19 protein-coding genes, 3 tRNA genes and 1 pseudogene are annotated in these 19,431 nt (G+C 45.5%); 12 read left to right on the forward strand and 11 right to left on the reverse strand.

Going from position 1 to position 19,431, the window contains the following annotated elements:
• Positions 1-228: helix-turn-helix domain-containing protein (locus tag DW033_RS21420; RefSeq protein ID WP_147423691.1), on the forward strand; the 228-nt coding region annotated here is incomplete at its 5' end.
• Between the two features lie 42 nt (positions 229-270).
• Here DW033_RS21420 and DW033_RS21425 read toward each other — a convergent pair.
• From DW033_RS21425 to DW033_RS21450, 6 genes are all read right to left on the reverse strand, one after another.
• Complete coding sequence (locus tag DW033_RS21425; protein WP_122383133.1) at positions 271-996, reverse strand: hypothetical protein; 726 nt, start codon at positions 994-996, stop codon at positions 271-273.
• A 4-nt stretch (positions 997-1,000) separates the two neighbouring features.
• Positions 1,001-1,924, reverse strand: a complete 924-nt coding sequence (locus tag DW033_RS21430; RefSeq protein WP_117963067.1) for a relaxase/mobilization nuclease domain-containing protein — start codon at positions 1,922-1,924, stop codon at positions 1,001-1,003.
• A complete protein-coding gene (gene mobC / locus DW033_RS21435) occupies positions 1,890-2,273 on the reverse strand; it encodes a MobC family plasmid mobilization relaxosome protein (protein ID WP_118217038.1) in 384 nt (127 codons plus the stop codon). The genes DW033_RS21430 and mobC overlap by 35 nt, the downstream gene beginning before the upstream one ends.
• A gap of 147 nt (positions 2,274-2,420) precedes the next feature.
• Positions 2,421-3,395 carry a toprim domain-containing protein gene (locus DW033_RS21440; protein ID WP_025815052.1) on the reverse strand — a complete coding sequence of 325 codons (975 nt, stop codon included), beginning with the start codon at positions 3,393-3,395 and terminating at the stop codon, positions 2,421-2,423.
• Between the two features lie 309 nt (positions 3,396-3,704).
• On the reverse strand, positions 3,705-4,937 hold the full coding sequence (locus tag DW033_RS21445) for a VapE domain-containing protein (protein ID WP_117952102.1): 1,233 nt from the start codon (positions 4,935-4,937) through the stop codon (positions 3,705-3,707).
• Positions 4,918-5,226 carry a helix-turn-helix domain-containing protein gene (locus DW033_RS21450; protein ID WP_024988792.1) on the reverse strand — a complete coding sequence of 103 codons (309 nt, stop codon included), beginning with the start codon at positions 5,224-5,226 and terminating at the stop codon, positions 4,918-4,920. The genes DW033_RS21445 and DW033_RS21450 overlap by 20 nt, the downstream gene beginning before the upstream one ends.
• A gap of 339 nt (positions 5,227-5,565) precedes the next feature.
• On the opposite strand from DW033_RS21450, the gene DW033_RS21455 reads away from it, so the two are divergent.
• Positions 5,566-5,853 carry a helix-turn-helix domain-containing protein gene (locus DW033_RS21455; RefSeq protein WP_025815054.1) on the forward strand — a complete coding sequence of 96 codons (288 nt, stop codon included), beginning with the start codon at positions 5,566-5,568 and terminating at the stop codon, positions 5,851-5,853.
• Positions 5,854-5,857: 4 nt separating this feature from the next.
• Positions 5,858-6,139, forward strand: a complete 282-nt coding sequence (locus DW033_RS21460; protein WP_024988805.1) for a helix-turn-helix domain-containing protein — start codon at positions 5,858-5,860, stop codon at positions 6,137-6,139.
• A 150-nt stretch (positions 6,140-6,289) separates the two neighbouring features.
• Here DW033_RS21460 and DW033_RS21465 read toward each other — a convergent pair whose 3' ends face one another.
• Positions 6,290-7,507, reverse strand: a complete 1,218-nt coding sequence (locus DW033_RS21465) for a site-specific integrase (RefSeq protein ID WP_117963071.1) — start codon at positions 7,505-7,507, stop codon at positions 6,290-6,292.
• A gap of 251 nt (positions 7,508-7,758) precedes the next feature.
• Positions 7,759-7,831: transfer RNA gene (locus DW033_RS21470), tRNA-Phe, on the reverse strand.
• A gap of 199 nt (positions 7,832-8,030) precedes the next feature.
• Between DW033_RS21470 and DW033_RS21475 the strand changes: the two genes are divergently transcribed.
• Positions 8,031-8,104 (forward strand) — tRNA-Pro (locus DW033_RS21475).
• Positions 8,105-8,170: 66 nt separating this feature from the next.
• Positions 8,171-8,845: an HAD family hydrolase gene (locus DW033_RS21480; RefSeq protein WP_005858707.1), complete on the forward strand. Its 675-nt coding sequence runs from the start codon at positions 8,171-8,173 to the stop codon at positions 8,843-8,845.
• A 5-nt stretch (positions 8,846-8,850) separates the two neighbouring features.
• Here DW033_RS21480 and DW033_RS21485 read toward each other — a convergent pair whose 3' ends face one another.
• A complete protein-coding gene (locus DW033_RS21485) occupies positions 8,851-9,456 on the reverse strand; it encodes an RNA polymerase sigma-70 factor (protein ID WP_005858709.1) in 606 nt (201 codons plus the stop codon).
• A gap of 135 nt (positions 9,457-9,591) precedes the next feature.
• On the opposite strand from DW033_RS21485, the gene DW033_RS21490 reads away from it, so the two are divergent.
• The 7 genes from DW033_RS21490 to DW033_RS21520 all read left to right on the forward strand — a co-directional run bounded on the left by DW033_RS21490 (position 9,592) and on the right by DW033_RS21520 (position 17,528).
• Positions 9,592-9,664, forward strand: a tRNA-Trp gene (locus tag DW033_RS21490).
• A gap of 203 nt (positions 9,665-9,867) precedes the next feature.
• Entirely contained in the window at positions 9,868-11,442 is a 1,575-nt protein-coding gene (locus tag DW033_RS21495; RefSeq protein ID WP_005858711.1) for an SUMF1/EgtB/PvdO family nonheme iron enzyme, read from the forward strand.
• An 18-nt stretch (positions 11,443-11,460) separates the two neighbouring features.
• Complete coding sequence (locus tag DW033_RS21500) at positions 11,461-12,843, forward strand: Gfo/Idh/MocA family oxidoreductase (RefSeq protein ID WP_005858713.1); 1,383 nt, start codon at positions 11,461-11,463, stop codon at positions 12,841-12,843.
• A gap of 12 nt (positions 12,844-12,855) precedes the next feature.
• Positions 12,856-13,794 (forward strand): sugar phosphate isomerase/epimerase, encoded by a 939-nt coding sequence (locus DW033_RS21505; protein ID WP_005858715.1) that lies wholly within the window; start codon positions 12,856-12,858, stop codon positions 13,792-13,794.
• Between the two features lie 25 nt (positions 13,795-13,819).
• Positions 13,820-14,506, forward strand: a complete 687-nt coding sequence (locus DW033_RS21510; RefSeq protein ID WP_005868596.1) for a hypothetical protein — start codon at positions 13,820-13,822, stop codon at positions 14,504-14,506.
• A gap of 9 nt (positions 14,507-14,515) precedes the next feature.
• Positions 14,516-15,097 carry a LuxR C-terminal-related transcriptional regulator gene (locus tag DW033_RS21515; RefSeq protein ID WP_005868594.1) on the forward strand — a complete coding sequence of 194 codons (582 nt, stop codon included), beginning with the start codon at positions 14,516-14,518 and terminating at the stop codon, positions 15,095-15,097.
• A 106-nt stretch (positions 15,098-15,203) separates the two neighbouring features.
• A complete protein-coding gene (locus DW033_RS21520) occupies positions 15,204-17,528 on the forward strand; it encodes a TonB-dependent receptor (protein WP_122383134.1) in 2,325 nt (774 codons plus the stop codon).
• A 93-nt stretch (positions 17,529-17,621) separates the two neighbouring features.
• On the opposite strand, the pseudogene DW033_RS21525 reads toward DW033_RS21520, so the two are convergent.
• Together DW033_RS21525 and DW033_RS21530 are read right to left on the reverse strand one after the other, a co-directional pair.
• A pseudogene (locus tag DW033_RS21525) lies at positions 17,622-18,209 on the reverse strand (sugar transferase).
• A gap of 14 nt (positions 18,210-18,223) precedes the next feature.
• On the reverse strand, positions 18,224-19,423 hold the full coding sequence (locus DW033_RS21530) for a DegT/DnrJ/EryC1/StrS aminotransferase family protein (protein WP_029257136.1): 1,200 nt from the start codon (positions 19,421-19,423) through the stop codon (positions 18,224-18,226).
• Between the last annotated feature and the right edge of the window lie 8 nt (positions 19,424-19,431).

Consider the following 19,431-nt stretch of genomic DNA (forward strand, 5'->3'; position numbering starts at 1 on the left):
CTGCCCGAAGATGACAACCTGCTGGATAATCAGGACTTGTGCCTGCTCTTCAAGGTGAGTATCAAGACCCTGCAACGCTACCGGGCTATCGGTGCGCTGCCGTACTTCACAATCAGCGGAAAAGTGTACTACAAGGCTTCCGATGTCCGGGAGTTCATCAAGGAGCGGTTCAGCGTTACCACGCTGCGCCAGTTCGAGAAAGAACACTGCACAAAGAAAAAGAAGTGAATTAAAAAGCCGGGGCGGTTCTGCTCCGGCTTTGCTTTTGGTTTATGGTTTGCCTAATTTGTCGGCTTCCTCCCTTAACTGCTCGGCTTGTTCGTTCAACAGTCTTGCCCGTTCCAACGCTTCTGCCTGTTTCCTGCTGCGGTATTCAAAGCCTTTCACCGAATCGGTCAGGCTTCGGATGAAAGCGTTGTCCCGTTCCCGGCTGAACTTCGTTTCCAGCAAATCAAGGCTGCTGCCGTCTGCCTTTCCTTTCATCAGGATATAGCGGTATTTTATATCGTTGTCCTGTAACCGATGCATCCGTTCCGTAAAACGAATATTCAAGATTAGCGAAGTGATACAGATAATAAAACCTGCTGAAAGAAGAAAGAACTTGGGCTTCAGGTAGGGAGTTACCCGGTATATCAGTTTGTCATGCCATGAAACGGGCGTTGTTTCTCCGGTCGGTGTATCATCAGCCGGGAACAACACCTTTAACCGCTCCTTGAAATATCGGTGCGAGGTCACGATAAGCCCCTTTATATCTTCAAGGTCTTGTTTTTGGTTCTCGGACTGCCCTTTTCCGATACTGCCGATTTGGTTTAGAATCTCCTGCGCCATGTTTTCAGTAATGCCGGATTTACCTTGCATTTCCGAAATGCGCTGTTCGATAACGTCCAGTCGGTTAATCGTTTCCTCCCGGCTGGCTGGCGTTACCTGCTTCTCCTGCCGTTCTTTCAGTTCCGTAACCATGGAGAGAAGCCCCGCCAAAATTAAGTTATTTTCCATGTCCCTATAATTTTAAGTGTCGTTTCTTTTTCTTCTTTTTTCTTTCACCGGGATTGTCGGGCGTTTCATCAGCCGGAGAGGACGGGGCGGAGAACAGACCGCCCAAGTCTGCCAGTAACGGACTGTCGATTTTGCCCAGTGTCTGCGATAGCTCCTGAACAGGTGCGGAAACCGTCTGTCGGTTGCTTTCGGTAGTGTTCAGCCCCGCATCCCCGAAACATTTATCCAGCTTGGAGAAACTGAAACTGCGGTCTATCTCCGAACCCTTGAACGTGTATTCGCCTTTGGAAAAGGATATGCCCTGTACTTCGCCAGTCTGTCCCCTGTACTTGAAATGAATCCCGATACCCTTTTCTGCCAGCCGGGTTTGTAACTGCTGCCAGTTCCTTGATTTCCCGATTTCATCCTTTACGGCATTGTAAATCTCGTATTTGGATTTGTCCGGCTCTCTCAAACGGTGCTGCTTTACATGCTCCTTGCCTTTAGCGAAATAAAGCCCGTGTTTGGTTTTCAGCTTCTTGCATACCTGCTCGTTGCGGTACATGTCGTTCCTGTCCGAAATGGTCTTGCCGTTGTTGTCTATGCGGTTGAACACGATATGCACGTGCGGATGTTCCCGGTCTTGGTGGCGCACGATGATGTACTGCGTATCGGTGATTTTCATTTCACGCATGTACTCCTGCGCAAGCTGTACCATTTTCCCGTCTGTCAGCTTGGGTGCGTCCACTGGGGAATAGCTTAGCGCAATATGTCCGACAGGCTTTTTCAGGTCGGGGTTCATCCCGGCTTGCAGTATGAAACTGCGTATGATGTCCCGGTTGCTTTCGGCTAACACTCCCTCCGCATGAAGCAAAGCCGCCTGTTCCTTGCCGAGTACATAGTTCACGCAGCCTTTAAATCCGCTTCCCTTTTTTATTTTTCCAATCATCCGACAGTTGGTTTATGATTTCAACAATCCTGTTTTTGAGTTTCACCAGTTCCACGGCTACCAGTGCGAACCCTCCGGCATTCGCCCGGTGCGCCAACTGGTTGATGTTGTTGGCTTCGCCCGCCAGCCTGCGGATAGTGTCCGCATCCTGCCTGTTCAGCCGAGGCGTTACCTCTGCCGAAACGACAGCCTGCCGGACGTACTCGCTGACGTGCAGCCCGGCTTCGGTGGCTCGCTTCCTGATTGCGTAGAACTGTAACTCGGTCAGTTTCGTGCTGACTACCCGGTTCTGCTTGTCTATCCGGCTTTTTGCCGGGCGACCTCCCGGTTTGTTCCTTATCCCTGTCATGTGTTTTTGCTTTTAGGTGGTATCTTAAAAATTGCGACCAACGGGAGAAATTTTCTTTGCTGTCAAGCAAAGCAAGGTGTTTCGGTCTACCGAAACATAACCTTGCTCTCCCTAATCATACCGTTTACCGTTGGTAATCCTGCCGGACTAAATGCCTCTGCCCCTTTTCTGTTTTGGGGTGGCACGTTGTCCGGTTTCCTGCTTTATTTCCTGCGCTTGGCTGGTACTGTTTTTCTGTTCCTGTTTCCTGCCGCACAGATAGTCGTTCAAGTCCGAATAACCCCTGTAATTGTCCGAGAAGTCACGCACACGGTAGGAATATTCCAAAGCGATAGCCTGTGTTGCCCGAAATCCTGCTTCGTCATTGTCGAGCATGCAGTGGATGCGTTTATACGGGAACAGTACGTCAATGGCTTTCGGCACATTGGCGGTAGAGTTGAGTATGACATAATCCTGCCTGTCAAGGTCGGGCATGGTCGGACAGTTCTTCATCCGGAGTGTGAGGAAAGAAAGATAGTCCATAAAGCCCTCGAATACCAAACATTTCTCTCTCGGCTCTCCCTGCTGCCTTATATGGGTGATGTCTTTCGATGTGCTGCCCTTGAAACGGGGATTGCGAAGCTCGTAACCTCCTGAATCATTCCTGAACGCCAGCGCAAAATAAGGCTTGCCACCGATGCGGTAATACATTTCCTGCACGTATGGGGCTGCCGTTCCGGGGGAAATCCCCCTTTCCTGCAAGTAGCGCATGAGTGCCGGATTCTGTAACGGCTGTATTCTGCGTATCTCTATCGGGCTGGCTGCCTGCCTTTTCGTGTCCCTTTCGGGCAGGTCTTTCCCGTGAAAGGAAAAAGAGGTAGTGTCGTCCTGCTCCAGTCGGCAGATAGCACCGTAGGCGTTGCACCCGTTCTGCTTCATCACAAGGTCGATGAGCGTCCCGCCCTCGCCAGTTCCGTAGTCACACCATAGATTGGCGTTATAATCCACCTTGAAACTCGGCGTGTTGTCCTCCCGTAAGGGGCTGCGGTACATCCCGTAACTTCCTTTTTCCGTGACGGGCTGGATTCCCAAAGAGTTCAGGTAATCCTTGATACTGATATTGTTGGCTTCCTTGTAGGTCATAATCTTTATTTTTTTATTTAACGATAGTAATAATGAAGCAAGAAGCGAGTAAGAAGAAGCACGGGACACTACTACATCTATCTTTTTCTTTTTCAACGGATTGTAGTACATGTAGTAACATAGTAATTATTTATCCTTTAAAAAAGGAATAAATATATTCTATATATTATATTGCCGTTTTTTCTTTTTCCCGGATTTTCCAAAAGTTTGGGATTCTATCTTACTTCATACTACATAATTGGTAAACTATTGTTTATTAAATTGTTATGTATGTATCAAACAATATGTAGAAGCTACTACATTCCGGTTCTACCCGTAATCATCCCCTGTACGGGAAGCCGGAACGGGCTTTATCCTGTACCCATATACCGGATAATGGTTGTTGTTGATGCGCTTCTGTACCCGCTTGAAACCGATTTTCCGCAATGATTCGCCCAGCCTTTTTTCGGATAGCTGGACGGGGGATATATTACGCAGGTATGCGAGTACCTGTGCCGTTGTCATGAAGAACAGGGCTTCTTCCTCCTCTGTCGGCTTCTCAAAGTATTGTGTCAGCATCTCAAACTCGATTGTCTGTACCTCAAATTCCGCATTTGTCAGGTGCAGTTCTTCAATCTCCGCATCATTGAACCAGTAGCGCACGCCCTGACGGTACAGGTACATAATTTCGGAATAGACGTTATCCATGTGAATACTTTCTGCCGTGGGCTTGTCTATGTGCAGCACCTCGAACGGCAAAAAACGCCTGCTGCCTGTCGGGTCGGTCAGGAACTCGTTGCCGTTCACCGAAGCCATGAAGCTGGCGAGGTGGGGGTATTCCTCTATGTAAATATCATACGGTCTGCGGTACTTCACCGCCGGGGTGGTGATAAGGTTCTTCAATGCGTTCTCGTTCTGCTTGTTGAGTTCCTTTAGCTGGTCGTCAATGTTGATGAACAGGTATTCGGCTATCAGTGTCAGGATGTCTTTGCCCTGCGGGTCTATCTTCCCGGTGAACAGGTAGTTCTTAAGCGGTGTCGGGCAAAGGTTGTCCAGCCACCACGATTTGAACTGCCCCTGCCTATCCCCGGTCAGCACCAAACAGGTATGGTTCTGACACCCTGTGTCGTTCATCGCGTTGGCTACCACACCGATAAGCCATTTCGTGAAATATTCCTCCCATTTGCCGGGGTTGGCTACCTGTACCGTGTTCAGAAGCCTGCCGATATGCCCGTGTTCGGCAGGATTCAGTAAGGGCAGGGCATTGAAATACTCCTGTATGGGGTGAGCCTTTCTTGCGAAGTCGCTTTCCAGTATCATGCGTATGTTGTCGGTCGAGGTGGCAATGTCAGCCGTTGCGTCCAGCCTGCGCCTGAAAGTGTTCAGGGCGAATTTTGTAACGGGCTGGTACAAGTCCGAAGAACCCGCAGCCCGGTATTCCGTCCGGCTCTTTACGGTGTTGAACCGGAAATCATACAGGACGTTCAACAGGCTTTCGATGCGCTCGTTCTTGGACTGCCAGCCCTCGATATGCCGTGTTTCATCACTTCTTTTCTTTTTCATCGGGAAGTCTGTTAGAAGCCGGGACATACTGCTGCTGCATCCACTTTTTGAGTTCCTCCATGTCGAAACGCAGGGTACGCCCACGCTTGACACACGGTATCATCCCCTTGCTGGCTAAATGATACAGGTAATTGACCGAATACCCGGTTATGCCGCTGGCAACGGATATTTTGACTAACACAGGCTCTTTTCCGTCCTGCCGTTCTTCGGGCTGTGCGCCCGTGACCGGGGCAATCATCTTTTCGATGTTCTCCAGCCGCTTGAAAATTTCTTCGAAAGGATTGTTCATAGGTGCTTGTTTTTTGAATTAGCACCACAAATAAAATAAGAAAAATCGGTAAAAAACAAAGCGTCAGCCGTTTGGAATCGCTTTGCTTCGCTCTGCGCCAAATTAATGTCGGCAAATGGAAAACGGCTTTGTGTTCATTACCTTACTTATTTAGGGAGTGGAGAAAAAACAGGTTTTTTGTTATCGGTTCATTTCTTTCGTGTTGTTGTTGGGTTGGCGGTGGACATTTTCGGACACGTAAGGTCATTTGCGGACAGGAAGAAACAACCTGTCATTCAGCCTTATATATTTGCACCAGTGAAGAAAAACGGAGTATTGACAAGAATAAATATATCGGTTATGGAAATAGTGACGATTGAAAAGAAAACGTTTGAACTATGGAAACAGAGGTTTGAAAATTTTGTGGGTCGTGTGGATGCGCTCTGCGTGCCTTTACGCAGGAAGCGTGACAAGTGGCTGGATAACTGCGAGACTTGCCGTTTGCTGAACGTTTCAGCCCGGACGATGCAGACTTACCGTGATACGGGAAAACTGCCTTATTCGCAGATTAACAATAAGATTTACTACAAGGCTTCGGACGTGGAAGCCTTTCTGCTCGACCAAGTAAGGGACAATTCTAAAAAGTAGGCGTATGGATTTGATAACGAAAGATTCCGAAACCACGCTGGTACTGTTTTCCTCCCTCGACAGGGTGCTGGAAAACGTGGAGTACGTGGTAATGAACTATCGCCCGGTATTGAACGGTGAACACTACCTGACGGGTGATGAGGTGTGCAGGCGGCTTTGCATCAGCAAACGGACGTTGCAGGATTACAGGGACACGGGGCTGCTGGGCTACGTGCAGCTTCCGGGAAAAATCATCTATCGTGAAAGCGAGATTTTAGACCTGCTGGAAAGACATTACAGAAAATGAAATCTTGAAAACATGAAATCTTGTTTTATTGATGTCTTGCTTTCTTGAAATATTGAAGTATTGAAATATAGCTGTCTTGTTTTCTATATTGTTTGATTAAAAGCCAGCAATCACGTTTTCTTGAAAACCGTGTTGCTGGCTTCTTCGTGGTTATACGGATAGCTGTTTCTCAACGGCTTGCATATCCCTTAGTATCGTTTGGTCTAATACTTTCGCATAATGCTGCGTCATTCGGGTGGATGAATGCCCCAGCATTTTAGCCACGTTCGGCAGTGACACGTTGTTAGCCAGTGCGATAACCGAAGCGAAACTGTGCCGGGCTGTGTGCGTGGTCAGGTTCTTTTTAATACAGCACAGGTCGGCAATCTCTTTCAGGTAGCTGTTCATCTTCTGATTGCAGGGAACGGGCAACAAAGTTCCTTTATCCATGCAGTAGGGGTTATCCTTATACTTTTCAAGTATCTGTTTGGGAATGCTCAAAAGCGGGATGTTACAGAGGTTGTTTGTTTTTTCACGGGGTTTCACTATCCACAGGTTGTCGTTGCTGTCCTCTGAAACGTGTTCGGGGCGCAAGTTATACACGTCTATGAATGCCAGCCCGGTATATACGCAGAAGATAAAGACATCCCGTACCAGTTCCAGCCGTTCAATCCTGAACTCTTTCTGCCATATCCGGTTTATCTCGGCTTGGCTTAGGAACTGTTTGTTTACCTCCACCTCGTGAAACTTGATTCCGGCAAACGGGTTCTTTGTCAGCCACTCGTTGGCAATGGCAAGGTTTATCACTTTCTTAAAACATTTCATGTACCGGATAACGGTATTCTGTGCGCAATGCTTCTCCGTCTTTAGGTATAAATCGAATTTGCGTACCAGTTCCCCGTTTACCTCACGCAGTAACATATCATCTACCTTGTAATCCCGTTTAACCAGTTCCATGAGGTATTTAAGGCAATTGTCGTAACGTCTTACGGTGATGTCGGCATAGTCCGTCCCGATTAGCTTCCGGCAGTTGTCGTTGTGTTCCTTGAATACATTATACAATGTCTTGAAAGTCTCGTCCTTTCCCTGATAGCGGTTCACTATGGCACGTGCGGAGATAATCTTTCCCTCCAGTTCCAAGTCTTGGTAAATCTGATAGAATTTCACACGCAGGGCGTCAATGTAATGGTTTAGTTCCACGGAATTGCGGTCTTTGCCTGTCGATTTCTCTTTTTCCTGTGACCAAAGTGGGACTTTTACGCTCCGCTTTAGTTGAAGTTCCACGTATAGGCGGTCATAAGTGACACGCACACGCACGGGTGCTTCCCCGTTTTTTAACAGTTTGCTACGCTTGATGAAGAACAACACGCTGAATCTTTTTCTTTCCATACGGCTCGATTTTTAATGATACAAAGTTAGGAAATCGAACCGAGAACCCTGTTATGTAAAATAGTGCAACGTGCTGTAAAAGAATGAAGTAAATACCTCGCAGTGGAACATTTCGGGCTTTTGAAAACAGTCCCTTGAATAAGGACGTATAGTTTGCTTCAATCCCACTAATTTTGCTTACTCTTGGAAAAGAAAAATCCCCAAACTTCTTTGAAATTCAGGGATTTACATCGTTTTGCCTTCTTAAAAAGTGGTGCCACCAGGAATCGAACCGGGGACACAAGGATTTTCAGTCCTTTGCTCTACCAACTGAGCTATGGCACCATCATGTCGTTTTGTATATCGTTGTTTCGATTACGGGTGCAAAGGTAGGTATTATTTTTAATCCAGCAAATGTTTTGAAAGAAAAATTCACAGGACAGTAAATTATCTATTTTTCCTGCAAAAAAATCCACTTTTCTCTTGCAGGTTCAAAAACAATGTGTACCTTTGCACCCGTAATCGAGACAACGATACAAAAAAACGGGATGTAGCACAGTTGGCTAGCGCGCCACGTTCGGGACGTGGAGGTCGGAAGTTCGAGTCTTCTCATCCCGACTCATCAAAAAGGCAAGAATCTTGAAAGAGATCTTGCCTTTCTTTTTTCAATCCTATTAATATCTAATGAATAACAAAAGGTATCAACATATATTGTTCGATCTGGACGGTACATTAACCGATCCTATGATTGGTATTACCAGTTCTGTAAAGTACGCCCTCTCCTATTTCAATATAGAAGTAGAAGATTTACGATCTTTATGCCCTTTCATCGGGCCACCATTAAAAACATCCTTTAAGGACTTCTATCAGTTTACAGATGAGCAAGCAGATGTAGCCATTGCTAAATACCGGGAATATTTTTCAAAACAAGGTATTTTCGAGAATACCCTGTATCAAGGTACTGATGAATTACTCCGTTTGCTTACCGAAAACGAAATGAAAATCTACTTAGCCACCTCAAAACCGCAGCCCTTCGCTCAACAAATTCTAGAATATTTCCACTTAGAATCTTATTTTACATTTGTTGGAGGAAGCACATTCGACGGAAGCCGTTCCGAAAAAGCGGATGTAATACAATATGTATTAGACAGCACCGATATAAAAACACGGTCTGACGTAGTCATGATCGGTGATCGTAAATATGATATAGAAGGGGCCAAAGCGAATAACATAGATTCAATAGGAGTCCTTTACGGCTACGGGGATGAAGAAGAACTAGCGAATGCCGGAGCAAACAAAATCGTTACTGATATAAAAGAACTATCATCTTTCCTTCTAACAGGGAATATCCCCATATAGAAAGCTTAAGCAGATCTATAAATCACATTAAAAATAAACATCAGCAATAAAGAGAATGAAATATTTGGAAAGCTCGGCTTCAACCGGGCTACCAATTTTTCTATAGCGATCTTCATCTGTACACGAACCGTACTCTCTTGAACCGATAATATTTCCGCGATCTCCTTCGTTTTCAATCCCTCCTCACGAGACATCAAAAACACAAGACGGCATTTCTCAGGAAGTTCGTCAATCGCTTTATCAAGCATCTCTCTCATCTCTTTTAACTCCAAATGCTCCTCCGGAGAACCCTCATCTTCCTCTTCCATTAATGGCAACAACTCATTTAAAGAAACCCTATTCAAGTCTTTATTCCTTGCTTGAAAACGAAAAGACTCGTTACGTACGGAAATATATAAATAGGTATCTATATTATCAATATCCTTTAATCGTTTCCGGGATTGCCAGACCGAGAAAAAAACATCTGTCACAACTTCACGGCATGCCTCCTTCTCGCCTAAACAATAATAAGCGAAGCGAAAAACCTGATCATAATATAAATTATAAAAACGTTCGAAAGCTCCCCTGTTATCTACCGACACAGATTCAAGCAACCCTTTGATATCTCGCACAAAAACTCCCACTCCTTTTTCTTTGATTTGGCAAACATACTAAATATAATCTAAATGCCTTTTTAAAAAGCAGACTATTTTTTCTCATATTTTACTTGCATATTCAAATTATTAAACTACTTTTGCACCCGCAATACGGAAGTAGCTCAGTCGGTAGAGCACTGGTCTCCAAAACCAGGTGTCGGGAGTTCGAGCCTCTCCTTCCGTGCATGAGCGGCAACACTATGAATATGTGTTGCCGCTTTTTTATTATTCTCCTTCTCTTCCCATTGCGATAAAAAAGCGTAAATAAGACAACATTTTTCGTTAAAGAGACTATTTTTTCTTTCAATATATAAAGGAATATACTACTTTTATTGCCGATTTTAAATCTAATTGAGACTTAGTGTAAATCGTATACCATAGAAACAGATGACAACTAACAAATTTTCAAATCGATACTCGTCTGAGAGGAAAAAGTATTTTTTCAAAAGTAAGGCGTTTATCCTGTGCCTCGGATTATTTTTGGGAGCTGGGATTATGATCGCCCTTTATAAAACATCTGTATATTTCTCGACAGATGAATCTTGTATGATGTGCCACGTGCATCCTCACGTAGAAAACAGTTGGAAACTTTCCAAGCATGTAAATAATGGAAGTGGCGTTAAGACACATTGCGTAGCTTGTCACCTCCCACCCCAAACAAATACTTGGAAACATTATAGCGCAAAGGCTAAATTGGGTATGAAAGATGTTTGGTCATACTTGACTAAAGACAGCGCGGATTTCAATTGGGAAACTAAGTCCGAGTTGGAACACGCCGTTAAATATATCCCCAATGAATCTTGTAAGGAGTGCCATCAGAACTTATTCCCCGAAGGAATTACCGATGATGGTGTAACGGCACATTTATATTATGATGAGAATGAGAAAAAGCTAGATCTACAATGTATTAGTTGCCATTTGGATGCAGGACATTACAATCCGAACTACAATCACTCCAAGATGGTTGGTATACCAGGACAAAATACATCCGGGGCATCTTCGGATACCAGTTTGTTTTTTAAGGAACCAACTACAGTTACCTCTTTCACCGACTATGTAGAACAAATTCCCGGAACAATGGTCTCATTCAAGATGATTGCTATCCCCGGAGGTTCATTCAAAATGGGTAGTGAGGAAAAAGAGGCATTTCATAAAGCAGATGAGTCGCCTGTACACAACGTAACTGTCAGTCCGTTTTTCATGGCTGAGGTCGAGGTGACTTGGGATCAATACTGGGCTTTCTATGGGAATACGATGAGTGAGGGCCGTACCCCTCCAGAGACCGTATACGCAAATAACAGTAATCCGAATGTCGATGCCATCTCCGGTCCTACACCTCCGTTCGGTTTTCCGGATCAAGGCTGGGGTGGTGGAGATCGCCCGGCTATTACAATGACTCATTATGCGGCCGAGACTTTCTGCCAATGGTTATCCAAGAAAACAGGAAAGACTTATCGTTTACCGACCGAGGCGGAATGGGAATATGCGGCACGTGGCGGCACGGAAACGCCTTATTTCTTTACGGGCAATCCAAAAGATTTCTCCGATCAAGGCTTCTGGCGTAAATTTTTCGACGCAAAGACTGATAGTATAGGTTCTTATGTGATTTATAGCAAGAACAGCAAAAACAAGACGCAAGAACCGGATTTAGTAAAAGCCAATCCCTTTGGTTTAAAGAATATGTTGGGTAATGTAATGGAATATTGTGCCGACAAGTATGATCCTGAAGCTTACGCTAAAAGCGGAAGTAGCGCCACAGATCCATTGGTTACCGAAGGTACTGAGTGGGTAGTGAGAGGCGGTAATTACACCTCCGATGCGGCAGATCTTCGCTGCGCTTCCCGTGATTATACCAAACATGAAGCTTGGTTAAAAACCGATCCGCAACAACCGAAGAGTATCTGGTGGTACTCCGATATCAGAGGAATCGGTTTCCGTGTTGTATGTGAACCTAATAAATAGTGTCTAAAAAATAATATCATGAAAAAAGAGAACAGCATTAGCAGAAGATCATTTCTGAAAAGTTCAGCCCTAGCGGGTGCGCTTGGAGCAATTGGAACAGGTAGTACAGTTGGTGTATTAACTTCTTGTGGTGGAGGTGAAAGTGCGAACGCAATAAAGCCTTTGAAAGAACCCGGTACTTATTACGTGCCCGAATTACCAGATCTGGCGACTGATGGAAAAGAACTAAAAGCTGGTGTAATCGGTTGTGGCGGACGTGGTTCCGGAGCCGCTTTTAACTTCTTGAACGCTGCGAACGGCGTTACGATCGTGGCTTTAGGCGATACGTTCCAAGAACGTGTCGATGATTTGGCAAAGAAATTAAAAGATGAGAAAGGAATTGATGTACCGGCTGATAAACGTTTCGTCGGCTTGGATGCATACAAACAAGTGATTGATAGCGGTGTAGATGTAGTGATCGTCGCCACTCCTCCCGTATTCCGTCCAGTTCATTTCCAATACGCCACAGAAAAGGGCAAACATTCCTTCTTAGAGAAACCTATCTGTGTTGATCCGGTTGGTTACCGTACCATTATGGCTACCGCAAAACAAGCTGCGGCAAAGAACTTATGTGTCGTAACCGGTACTCAACGCCATCACCAACGCAGTTATGTCGAGTCTTACAAGAAGATCATGGAAGGATTGATCGGTGAGATCACGGGCGGTACGGTTTACTGGAATCAGAATATGCTTTGGTATCGGGATCGTCAACCGGGATGGAACGATTGCGAATATATGATCAAAGACTGGGTAAACTGGAAATGGCTTTCCGGCGACCATATCGTAGAGCAACACGTACATAATATAGATGTATTCACTTGGTTCAGCGGATTGAAACCAGTCAAGGCTGTAGGTTTCGGTTCTCGCCACCGTCGTATCACTGGCGACCAATATGATAACTTCAGCGTTGATTTCACAATGGAAAATGGTATCCATATGCATAGTATGTGCCGCCAGATAGATGGTTGTGCAAATAATGTAAGCGAATTCATCCAAGGAACCAAGGGATCATGGAGCAGTGACACGATGGAGATCAAGGATTTGGCAGGAAACGTTATCTGGAAATATGATAGTGAGGCCGAAAAAGCGAACTTCAAGCAAACTGACCCGTATACATTAGAGCATGTAAACTGGATCAACTGCATCCGTGGTGGTAAACAAATCGAGCAAGCTTCTGAGACTGCTATCTCCAATATGGCCGCAATCATGGGTCGTGAGTCCGCTTACACGGGTGCCGAGACCACTTGGGATGCCATGACTGCCTCAGCATTGGATTACACTCCGAAAGATTTGAACTTAGGAAAGATGGATATGAGCGGCTTCGTCGTTCCTGTTCCGGGTAAACCAATCGACAAGAAATAATCCAGACTGTTTATGACATTAAATAGAAGAAACTTTTTAAGAACCTCCTTATCCGGCGCTGCTTTAGCGGTAGGAAGTACGGCCTTGGCCTCCTGCTCTTCCAAGTCGGCAAACACTGCCAAAGGAGAAAAAGGGAGCGACAAGCCCGGCAAGGACCTTGAATTAAAGCTTTCTTTCCAAGAGGGAATCGCCCCGGGTGAAAGTTTGAACGAGAAACTTGATTTTATGGAGAAGTTGGGCGTTGTAGGTTTTGAGCCGGGTGGCGGAGGATTAGCCAGCCGGGTAAACGAGATCAAGCAGGCCTTAAACGGACGTAATATCAAAGTGAGTGCCATTTGCGCCGGCTTCAAAGGCTTTATTCTTTCTACCGATCCAGCCATCCGCAAGGAATGCATGGATACGATGAAAGAGATCATCGCCGCAGCCGGTGAATTAGGTTCTACGGGCGTGATTATCGTTCCTGCCTTTAATGGTCAAGTCCCCGCCTTGCCTCATACGATGGAGACACGGGATTTCCTTTGCGAGCAATTCAACGAGATGGGAACTTTCGCCGCCCAGCATGGGACTAGCGTCATCTTTGAACCTTTGAACCGAAAAGAGTGTTTTTATCTACGTCAAGTAGCCGACGCCGCCTCTTTATGCCGGGATATCAATAATCCGGGTGTACGTTGCATGGGCGACTTCTGGCATATGACATGGGAAGAGACCTCTGATATGGGAGCCTTTATCTCCGGTGGAGAGTATCTCCAACACGTACACGTGGCCAGCCGCAAACGTCGCAGCATGCCGGGTGAGGATGGAGATGCCGATAACTATATCAATGGTTTCAAGGGATTGAAAATGATTGGTTATAACAACTACGTAAGTTTCGAGTGCGGATGTCAGGGAGACCGTAACGTGGTAGTCCCCGCCGCCGTCAAGTTATTACGTGAACAATGGGAACAAGCTTGATAAGATGCCTTTAGTATACCCAAATATGCAATTGAGTGAGGTGGTGGAAGAACACCCCTCACTCATTCCCGTAATCAACCGGTTTGGGATTCGTCTCGGGCTTGGCGACAAATCGGTGAAGACGCTCTGTGAAGAACATTCGCTGGATACGGACTTTTTATTGACAGTGATCAATACCTTCCTCAACGAGGAGTATTTTCCGGAGAAGAAGTTACAAACTTTCCATACATCGCAGATTATTGATTACCTGACAAAGACGAACCAATACTATTTACGTTATCAGCTCCCCAATATAGAACGCCATCTAGGTTCCTTTATCTCGATGAGTACGCCCGGCAATCCTACTCTTGGATTGATAGGACGCTTCTTCTCCTCATTCAAGGAAGAACTCATCGCCCGCATTGAGAAAGATGATAAGATATGGTTCCCCTACTGCATGTCGTTAAGTAAAAAGCTGGGAAAAGAACCGGCGCGAACGATCGATGGATTGCAAATCACCTCCGAGCAACGTACGGAAGATACCATCGAGGCCCTTTTAGCCGACTTAAAAAGTATCATGGTCAAGCATCTTTCGGGAGATTACGACGAGAATTTATGTTATGCCGTCCTCTTCTCCGTCTGTAGTCTGGAGAAAGACATCAAACAACACAACCGGATCCGGTATCGAATCCTTACCCCCATGGTCTCGGCCATGGAAAAATTATGTATCTAACGATCTGAAATGCATCGAAACAAACAAATAGCGATCATACTGTCTGATACCCTAAGAAGTATTGGGCTGCAAAGCTTGCTGACCGACTACTTCCCCCCGGTAGAGGTTTGCTATTTTCCAAATTTCGAGATGCTTTCCTCCACAGGAAGCGACACCTACGATTACTATTTCACCGATTCAGATACCCTTGTGCTCAACGCAGATTTCTTCCTCCCGAGAAGAAACAAGACCGCCCTCCTCATCGACAGCACCGAAGAACACGGGGCGCTCTCGTCTACGAACCGTATCACGTTACGTTCCTCCCAAGAGACCATTATCGAGCAATTGCAACAATTATTTACGAGCGACAGCTCCGGCAACACCACTACCGAAAACAACAAGGACCTATCCAGCCGTGAGGTAGACGTACTTCAACTGATCGTAAAAGGCATCACGAATAAAGAGATCGCCGATAAGCTGAACATCAGCTTGAACACCGTCCTCACCCATCGTAAGAACATCACCGCCAAGCTGGGCATCAAGACCGTTTCCGGCCTCACCTTCTACGCCATCATGAACGGGATCATCTCAGGTGACGATATCGAACTATAGCGAAGCCAACAAACCAGCTTTCAAAATCACTACATCTAGTGATTGACCATCCTGTTTCTTTACCGTTTCTTCGCGATTGAAAAAATATACTAACAAAAGAAATTCGATGAAGAGACACTACTTAGGTATCATCGCCCTAGGTGCGTTGGGGCTGCAAAATGTATACGCCGAGAATATCAAGGCTAACGAGAACGACACGATAAAAACCTATAACATGGGTGAGGTAATCGTGACCTCATCCACGAAGGAGACAAATAACCTCCGTACGTTACCCGGTTCCGTATCAATCCTTTCCCCGCAAATGATCTCCGGCAGGCAGATCGACGCATTAAAGGATATAAGTTCTTTCGTCCCGAATCTATACATGCCGGATTATGGGGCAAAACTAACCTCGGCCATCTATATCCGCGGTATCGGAGCCAGAAGTAGCGGACAATCCGTGGGCTTATATGTAGACAACGTGCCTTATCTGGATAAAAGCACCTTCGATTTCGAGCTGACCGATATCCAACGCATCGAGGTATTACGAGGGCCGCAAGGAACCTTGTATGGTCGTAACGCCATGGGGGGCATCGTAAATATCTATACCATCTCCCCGTTCGATTACCAAGGAAAGAAACTCTCCCTATCGGCCGGAAGCTACGGGCAATATAAAGTCAAAGCCTCCCATTATGCTAAGTTGAGCGAGACCATCGGATTCACCGCCGCCGCTTTCTATGACCATAGCGACGGTTTCTACACCAATGCCTACGATGGGAAAAAGATCGATAAGGAAGACAATGTAGGCGGCCGATTCAAGTTAGAAGGTCGCTTCAATCCGAGCTTCCGTGCCTCCTACTCCCTTTCCGTAGATTATACGGATCAAGGAGCGTTTCCATATGGTATGTTCATCGGAACCGGAAATACCGATCACAAGTATGTAAATCCTATCAATATCAACGATCCCAGCTCTTATAAACGGACGGTCATCGCCAATAACCTGTCCCTCGAATACCGGAATGAGCACGTGATACTGAGCAGTATCACCGGTCATCAATATTTCAAGGATGATATGAAGATGGATCAAGACTTCTCCCCTCTCTCGATCTTTACCCTCAACCAAAAGCAAAAGCAAAACGCTTTCAGCGAGGAATTGGCGATCAAGAGCAACACGAGGAATAATTACCAATGGTCCTTCGGACTCTACGGTTTCTACGACGATCTACATACGGACGGCCCGGTCGATTTCAAGGAAGACGGAATTAAGACCGTTCTCCAGCCCGTATTCGATCAATTGAAGAAAGATCACCCTAAAATGCCCTATCTAAAAATACTGGACGATCATCTTTATATTCCGGGTTCTTTCGACACCCCTTCTTACGGCCTTGCATTGTATCACCAATCCACTTATAACAATCTGTTCACGGAAGGCCTGTCAATTACCGCCGGTATCCGCTTGGATTACGAGAAGCAAAAGATGGATTACAATTCCGAGGCTAAGATGAGAATGGGGTTCGGCTTCGTAGAAAACGGACCGGTTATCGACATCGAGAAACTTTTCCCGATCCCAACCACCGTGATGGACGCCAGTGTCTCCCAAGACTTCTGGCAAGTACTTCCGAAAATATCTTTAAAGTACGAATGCTCGCCAAACACGTTCACCTATGTATCGGTAGCGAAAGGTTATAAGACCGGGGGCTACAACGTACAAATGTCGGCAGACGTGATGCAAAGCCAGATGCAATACGATATGATGAGCGCTTTCAAGGACATGATGCCGATCGAGGTCAAAGAACCTACCCCCATCGAGGAAGTAGCCGCCTACAAACCGGAGAAAAGCTGGAACTACGAGATCGGTATCCGTAGCGAGTTGCTATTCCAACGCCTAAGCGCAGAATTGACAGGTTTCTATATGGACATTAAAGACGTGCAGCTGACCAAATTCGTAAATAGCGGAAACGGCCGTATCCTCACCAACGCCGGGAAAGCAAAAAGCTACGGTATAGAGGCCTCCTTGCGTGCCCGCATCATCGATGGGCTAACCGCCGACGTTAATTACGGTTTCACCCATGCTACGTTCCGGGATTACAACAACGGGAAAGAGGATTTCAAGAACAACTTCATCCCATATACCCCACGTCATACCCTCAACGTCGGACTGCAATACACCCGCCTGTTCCGTAACGCATGGATAGACCAATTCTCCGCCTCCGCCCAATTCAGCGGTGTCGGAAAGATCTTCTGGACCGAGCGAAACGACATCTACCAGAAATTCTACGGAACGGTGAACGCAAAGGTAGGCGTACGCAAAGGTATCGTCAACGTAAACCTATGGAGCCGTAATATAACGAACACCCATTACTCTGCATTTTATTTCGAGTCATTCGGGAATCCGTTTATCCAACTAGGTAAGCCTTTCCAGATCGGTGCGGAGGTGGCGATCGCCTTTTAAGCGCAAGCGTTCAATAGAAATAAAAAACGGGAGAGCCGGCTATTACACCAACTCTCCCGATAACATTTCACATAAAAACAAAATCGATCTTTTTTATCTAGCTATTTTAAAAATCGTAAGAAATATCAGCTTAAAGTACTCAAACAATGTAGGATGGTTAATATATCTCATATTGAGTTCAATTTTCGCCGGCATAATATCCTCAACATAAGTTTTGTCGGGATTTGAAGACTGTCCAAGTAACCTATTTTCATCCATATACACTATAGATGCGTAATCTGTAATACCCGGCCGGACAGCCAACACACGCCTTTGTTCAGTCGTATACATATCGACATACTTACGCACCTCGGGCCGAGGACCTACCAAACTCATATCCCCTTTAAGTACATTGATCAATTGAGGAAACTCATCCAATTTATACTTACGGATATAATAACCAGACCGTGTAATCCGTGGATCACGCCCTCCTACGGTAATAAGTCCCTTCTTATCAGAACCTACACGCATACTTCGAAATTTAAGCAACTGAAAATCTCGATTGTTACGTCCTACACGAATTTACCTATAAAAAACAGGTCCGGTAGAATCACACTTAATCCAAATTGCCAGAATAACAAACAAAGGACTTAGCAAGATAAGACCTATCCCGCTGGCTACAACATCAAAAAAACGTTTCAAATCGATTGATTATTTTATTGGGTAATAATATCAACAAAATTAGAAATCACATACTCTACGTCCTCATTCGTAAGACTGGTATGCAAAGGAAGAGTAATCTCGTTATGGTATTGGTTGTAAGCATTCGGATAATCTACGATATCAAAACCTAAATTTTTATAGGCCGTCATCATTGGTAAAGGCTTATAATGTACGTTACAAGCGATTCCACGTTCAGCCATCCGCTCTATCACAGCATTTCGATATTCCACATCCTCACCAAGCAAACGTACTAGATACAAATGCCCACTCGAAGAATGGTCATCACCAAAATGATCCAAGACCTGCACATCGCACCCCCTCAGTCCTTCATTATACCTCTCAATAATCTGACGACGACGATACAGCATTTCCGGATAACGCTTCAACTGCGCAAGACCAATACCCGCCATTACATCCGTCATATTACACTTATAATACGGAGCGACAATATCATACTCCCATGCTCCCAACCTCGTCTTAGCTAGTGCGTCCTTGTTCTGCCCATGAAGGGAAAGCAATTGAAACTGTTTATAAAGAGACTCGTTGTCAACCCCATCATGATTTCTCCAAGTCAACGCACCTCCCTCTGCTGTCGTAAGATTTTTCACGGCATGGAAGGAAAACGAAGTAAAATCAGCGATCTCACCACACATCTTTCCATGCCATTTGGCACCAAAAGCATGGGCGGCATCCGCAAGTACGATAACCCGACCGTATGCCTTCTGGATATCATTCACTGGCGAAAACAAATGTTTCTTGCTCTCTACGGCAGCGAATATCTTATCATAATCACAAACCACACCGGCAAGATCAACAGGCAGAACCACCTTTGTCTTCTCCGTGATCGCATCTGCCAACTTATCATAATCCATCTCAAACGAATCAGGAGCGGTATCTACCATGACAACCTTTGCCCCCACATGACAAGTTACACTTGCGGTAGCGGTATACGTATAAGCGGAAGTAATCACCTCGTCTCCTGGCCCAACGCCCAAAACACGCAATATCAACTCCATACAAGCCGTAGCCGAATTCAAGCATACAGCTTGATCCGTTTGGCAGCACATGGCAATTAATCTCTCAAATTCTTTTGTCTTAGGCCCCGTAGTGATCCAACCGGAACGAAGAGCCTCTGATACTAAATAAACTTCACTTTCAGTTATATCAGGAGGAGAAAAAGGAATTTTTTTTATACTCATAA

It is taken from the genome of Parabacteroides sp. AF39-10AC (assembly GCF_003635405.1).
GTDB classification, from domain to species: Bacteria; Bacteroidota; Bacteroidia; order Bacteroidales; family Tannerellaceae; genus Parabacteroides; species Parabacteroides distasonis.

Bases quoted from the DNA above. Each gene is read 5' to 3' on its own strand.
- DW033_RS21425 (WP_122383133.1), bottom strand. From the start codon at position 996: ATGGAAAATAACTTAATTTTGGCGGGGCTTCTCTCCATGGTTACGGAA.
- DW033_RS21430 (WP_117963067.1), bottom strand. From the start codon at position 1,924: ATGATTGGAAAAATAAAAAAGGGAAGCGGATTTAAAGGCTGCGTGAAC.
- mobC (WP_118217038.1), bottom strand. From the start codon at position 2,273: ATGACAGGGATAAGGAACAAACCGGGAGGTCGCCCGGCAAAAAGCCGG.
- DW033_RS21440 (WP_025815052.1), bottom strand. From the start codon at position 3,395: ATGACCTACAAGGAAGCCAACAATATCAGTATCAAGGATTACCTGAAC.
- DW033_RS21445 (WP_117952102.1), bottom strand. From the start codon at position 4,937: ATGAAAAAGAAAAGAAGTGATGAAACACGGCATATCGAGGGCTGGCAG.
- DW033_RS21450 (WP_024988792.1), bottom strand. From the start codon at position 5,226: ATGAACAATCCTTTCGAAGAAATTTTCAAGCGGCTGGAGAACATCGAA.
- DW033_RS21455 (WP_025815054.1), top strand. From the start codon at position 5,566: ATGGAAATAGTGACGATTGAAAAGAAAACGTTTGAACTATGGAAACAG.
- DW033_RS21460 (WP_024988805.1), top strand. From the start codon at position 5,858: ATGGATTTGATAACGAAAGATTCCGAAACCACGCTGGTACTGTTTTCC.
- DW033_RS21465 (WP_117963071.1), bottom strand. From the start codon at position 7,507: ATGGAAAGAAAAAGATTCAGCGTGTTGTTCTTCATCAAGCGTAGCAAA.
- DW033_RS21480 (WP_005858707.1), top strand. From the start codon at position 8,171: ATGAATAACAAAAGGTATCAACATATATTGTTCGATCTGGACGGTACA.
- DW033_RS21495 (WP_005858711.1), top strand. From the start codon at position 9,868: ATGACAACTAACAAATTTTCAAATCGATACTCGTCTGAGAGGAAAAAG.
- DW033_RS21500 (WP_005858713.1), top strand. From the start codon at position 11,461: ATGAAAAAAGAGAACAGCATTAGCAGAAGATCATTTCTGAAAAGTTCA.
- DW033_RS21505 (WP_005858715.1), top strand. From the start codon at position 12,856: ATGACATTAAATAGAAGAAACTTTTTAAGAACCTCCTTATCCGGCGCT.
- DW033_RS21510 (WP_005868596.1), top strand. From the start codon at position 13,820: ATGCAATTGAGTGAGGTGGTGGAAGAACACCCCTCACTCATTCCCGTA.
- DW033_RS21515 (WP_005868594.1), top strand. From the start codon at position 14,516: ATGCATCGAAACAAACAAATAGCGATCATACTGTCTGATACCCTAAGA.
- DW033_RS21520 (WP_122383134.1), top strand. From the start codon at position 15,204: ATGAAGAGACACTACTTAGGTATCATCGCCCTAGGTGCGTTGGGGCTG.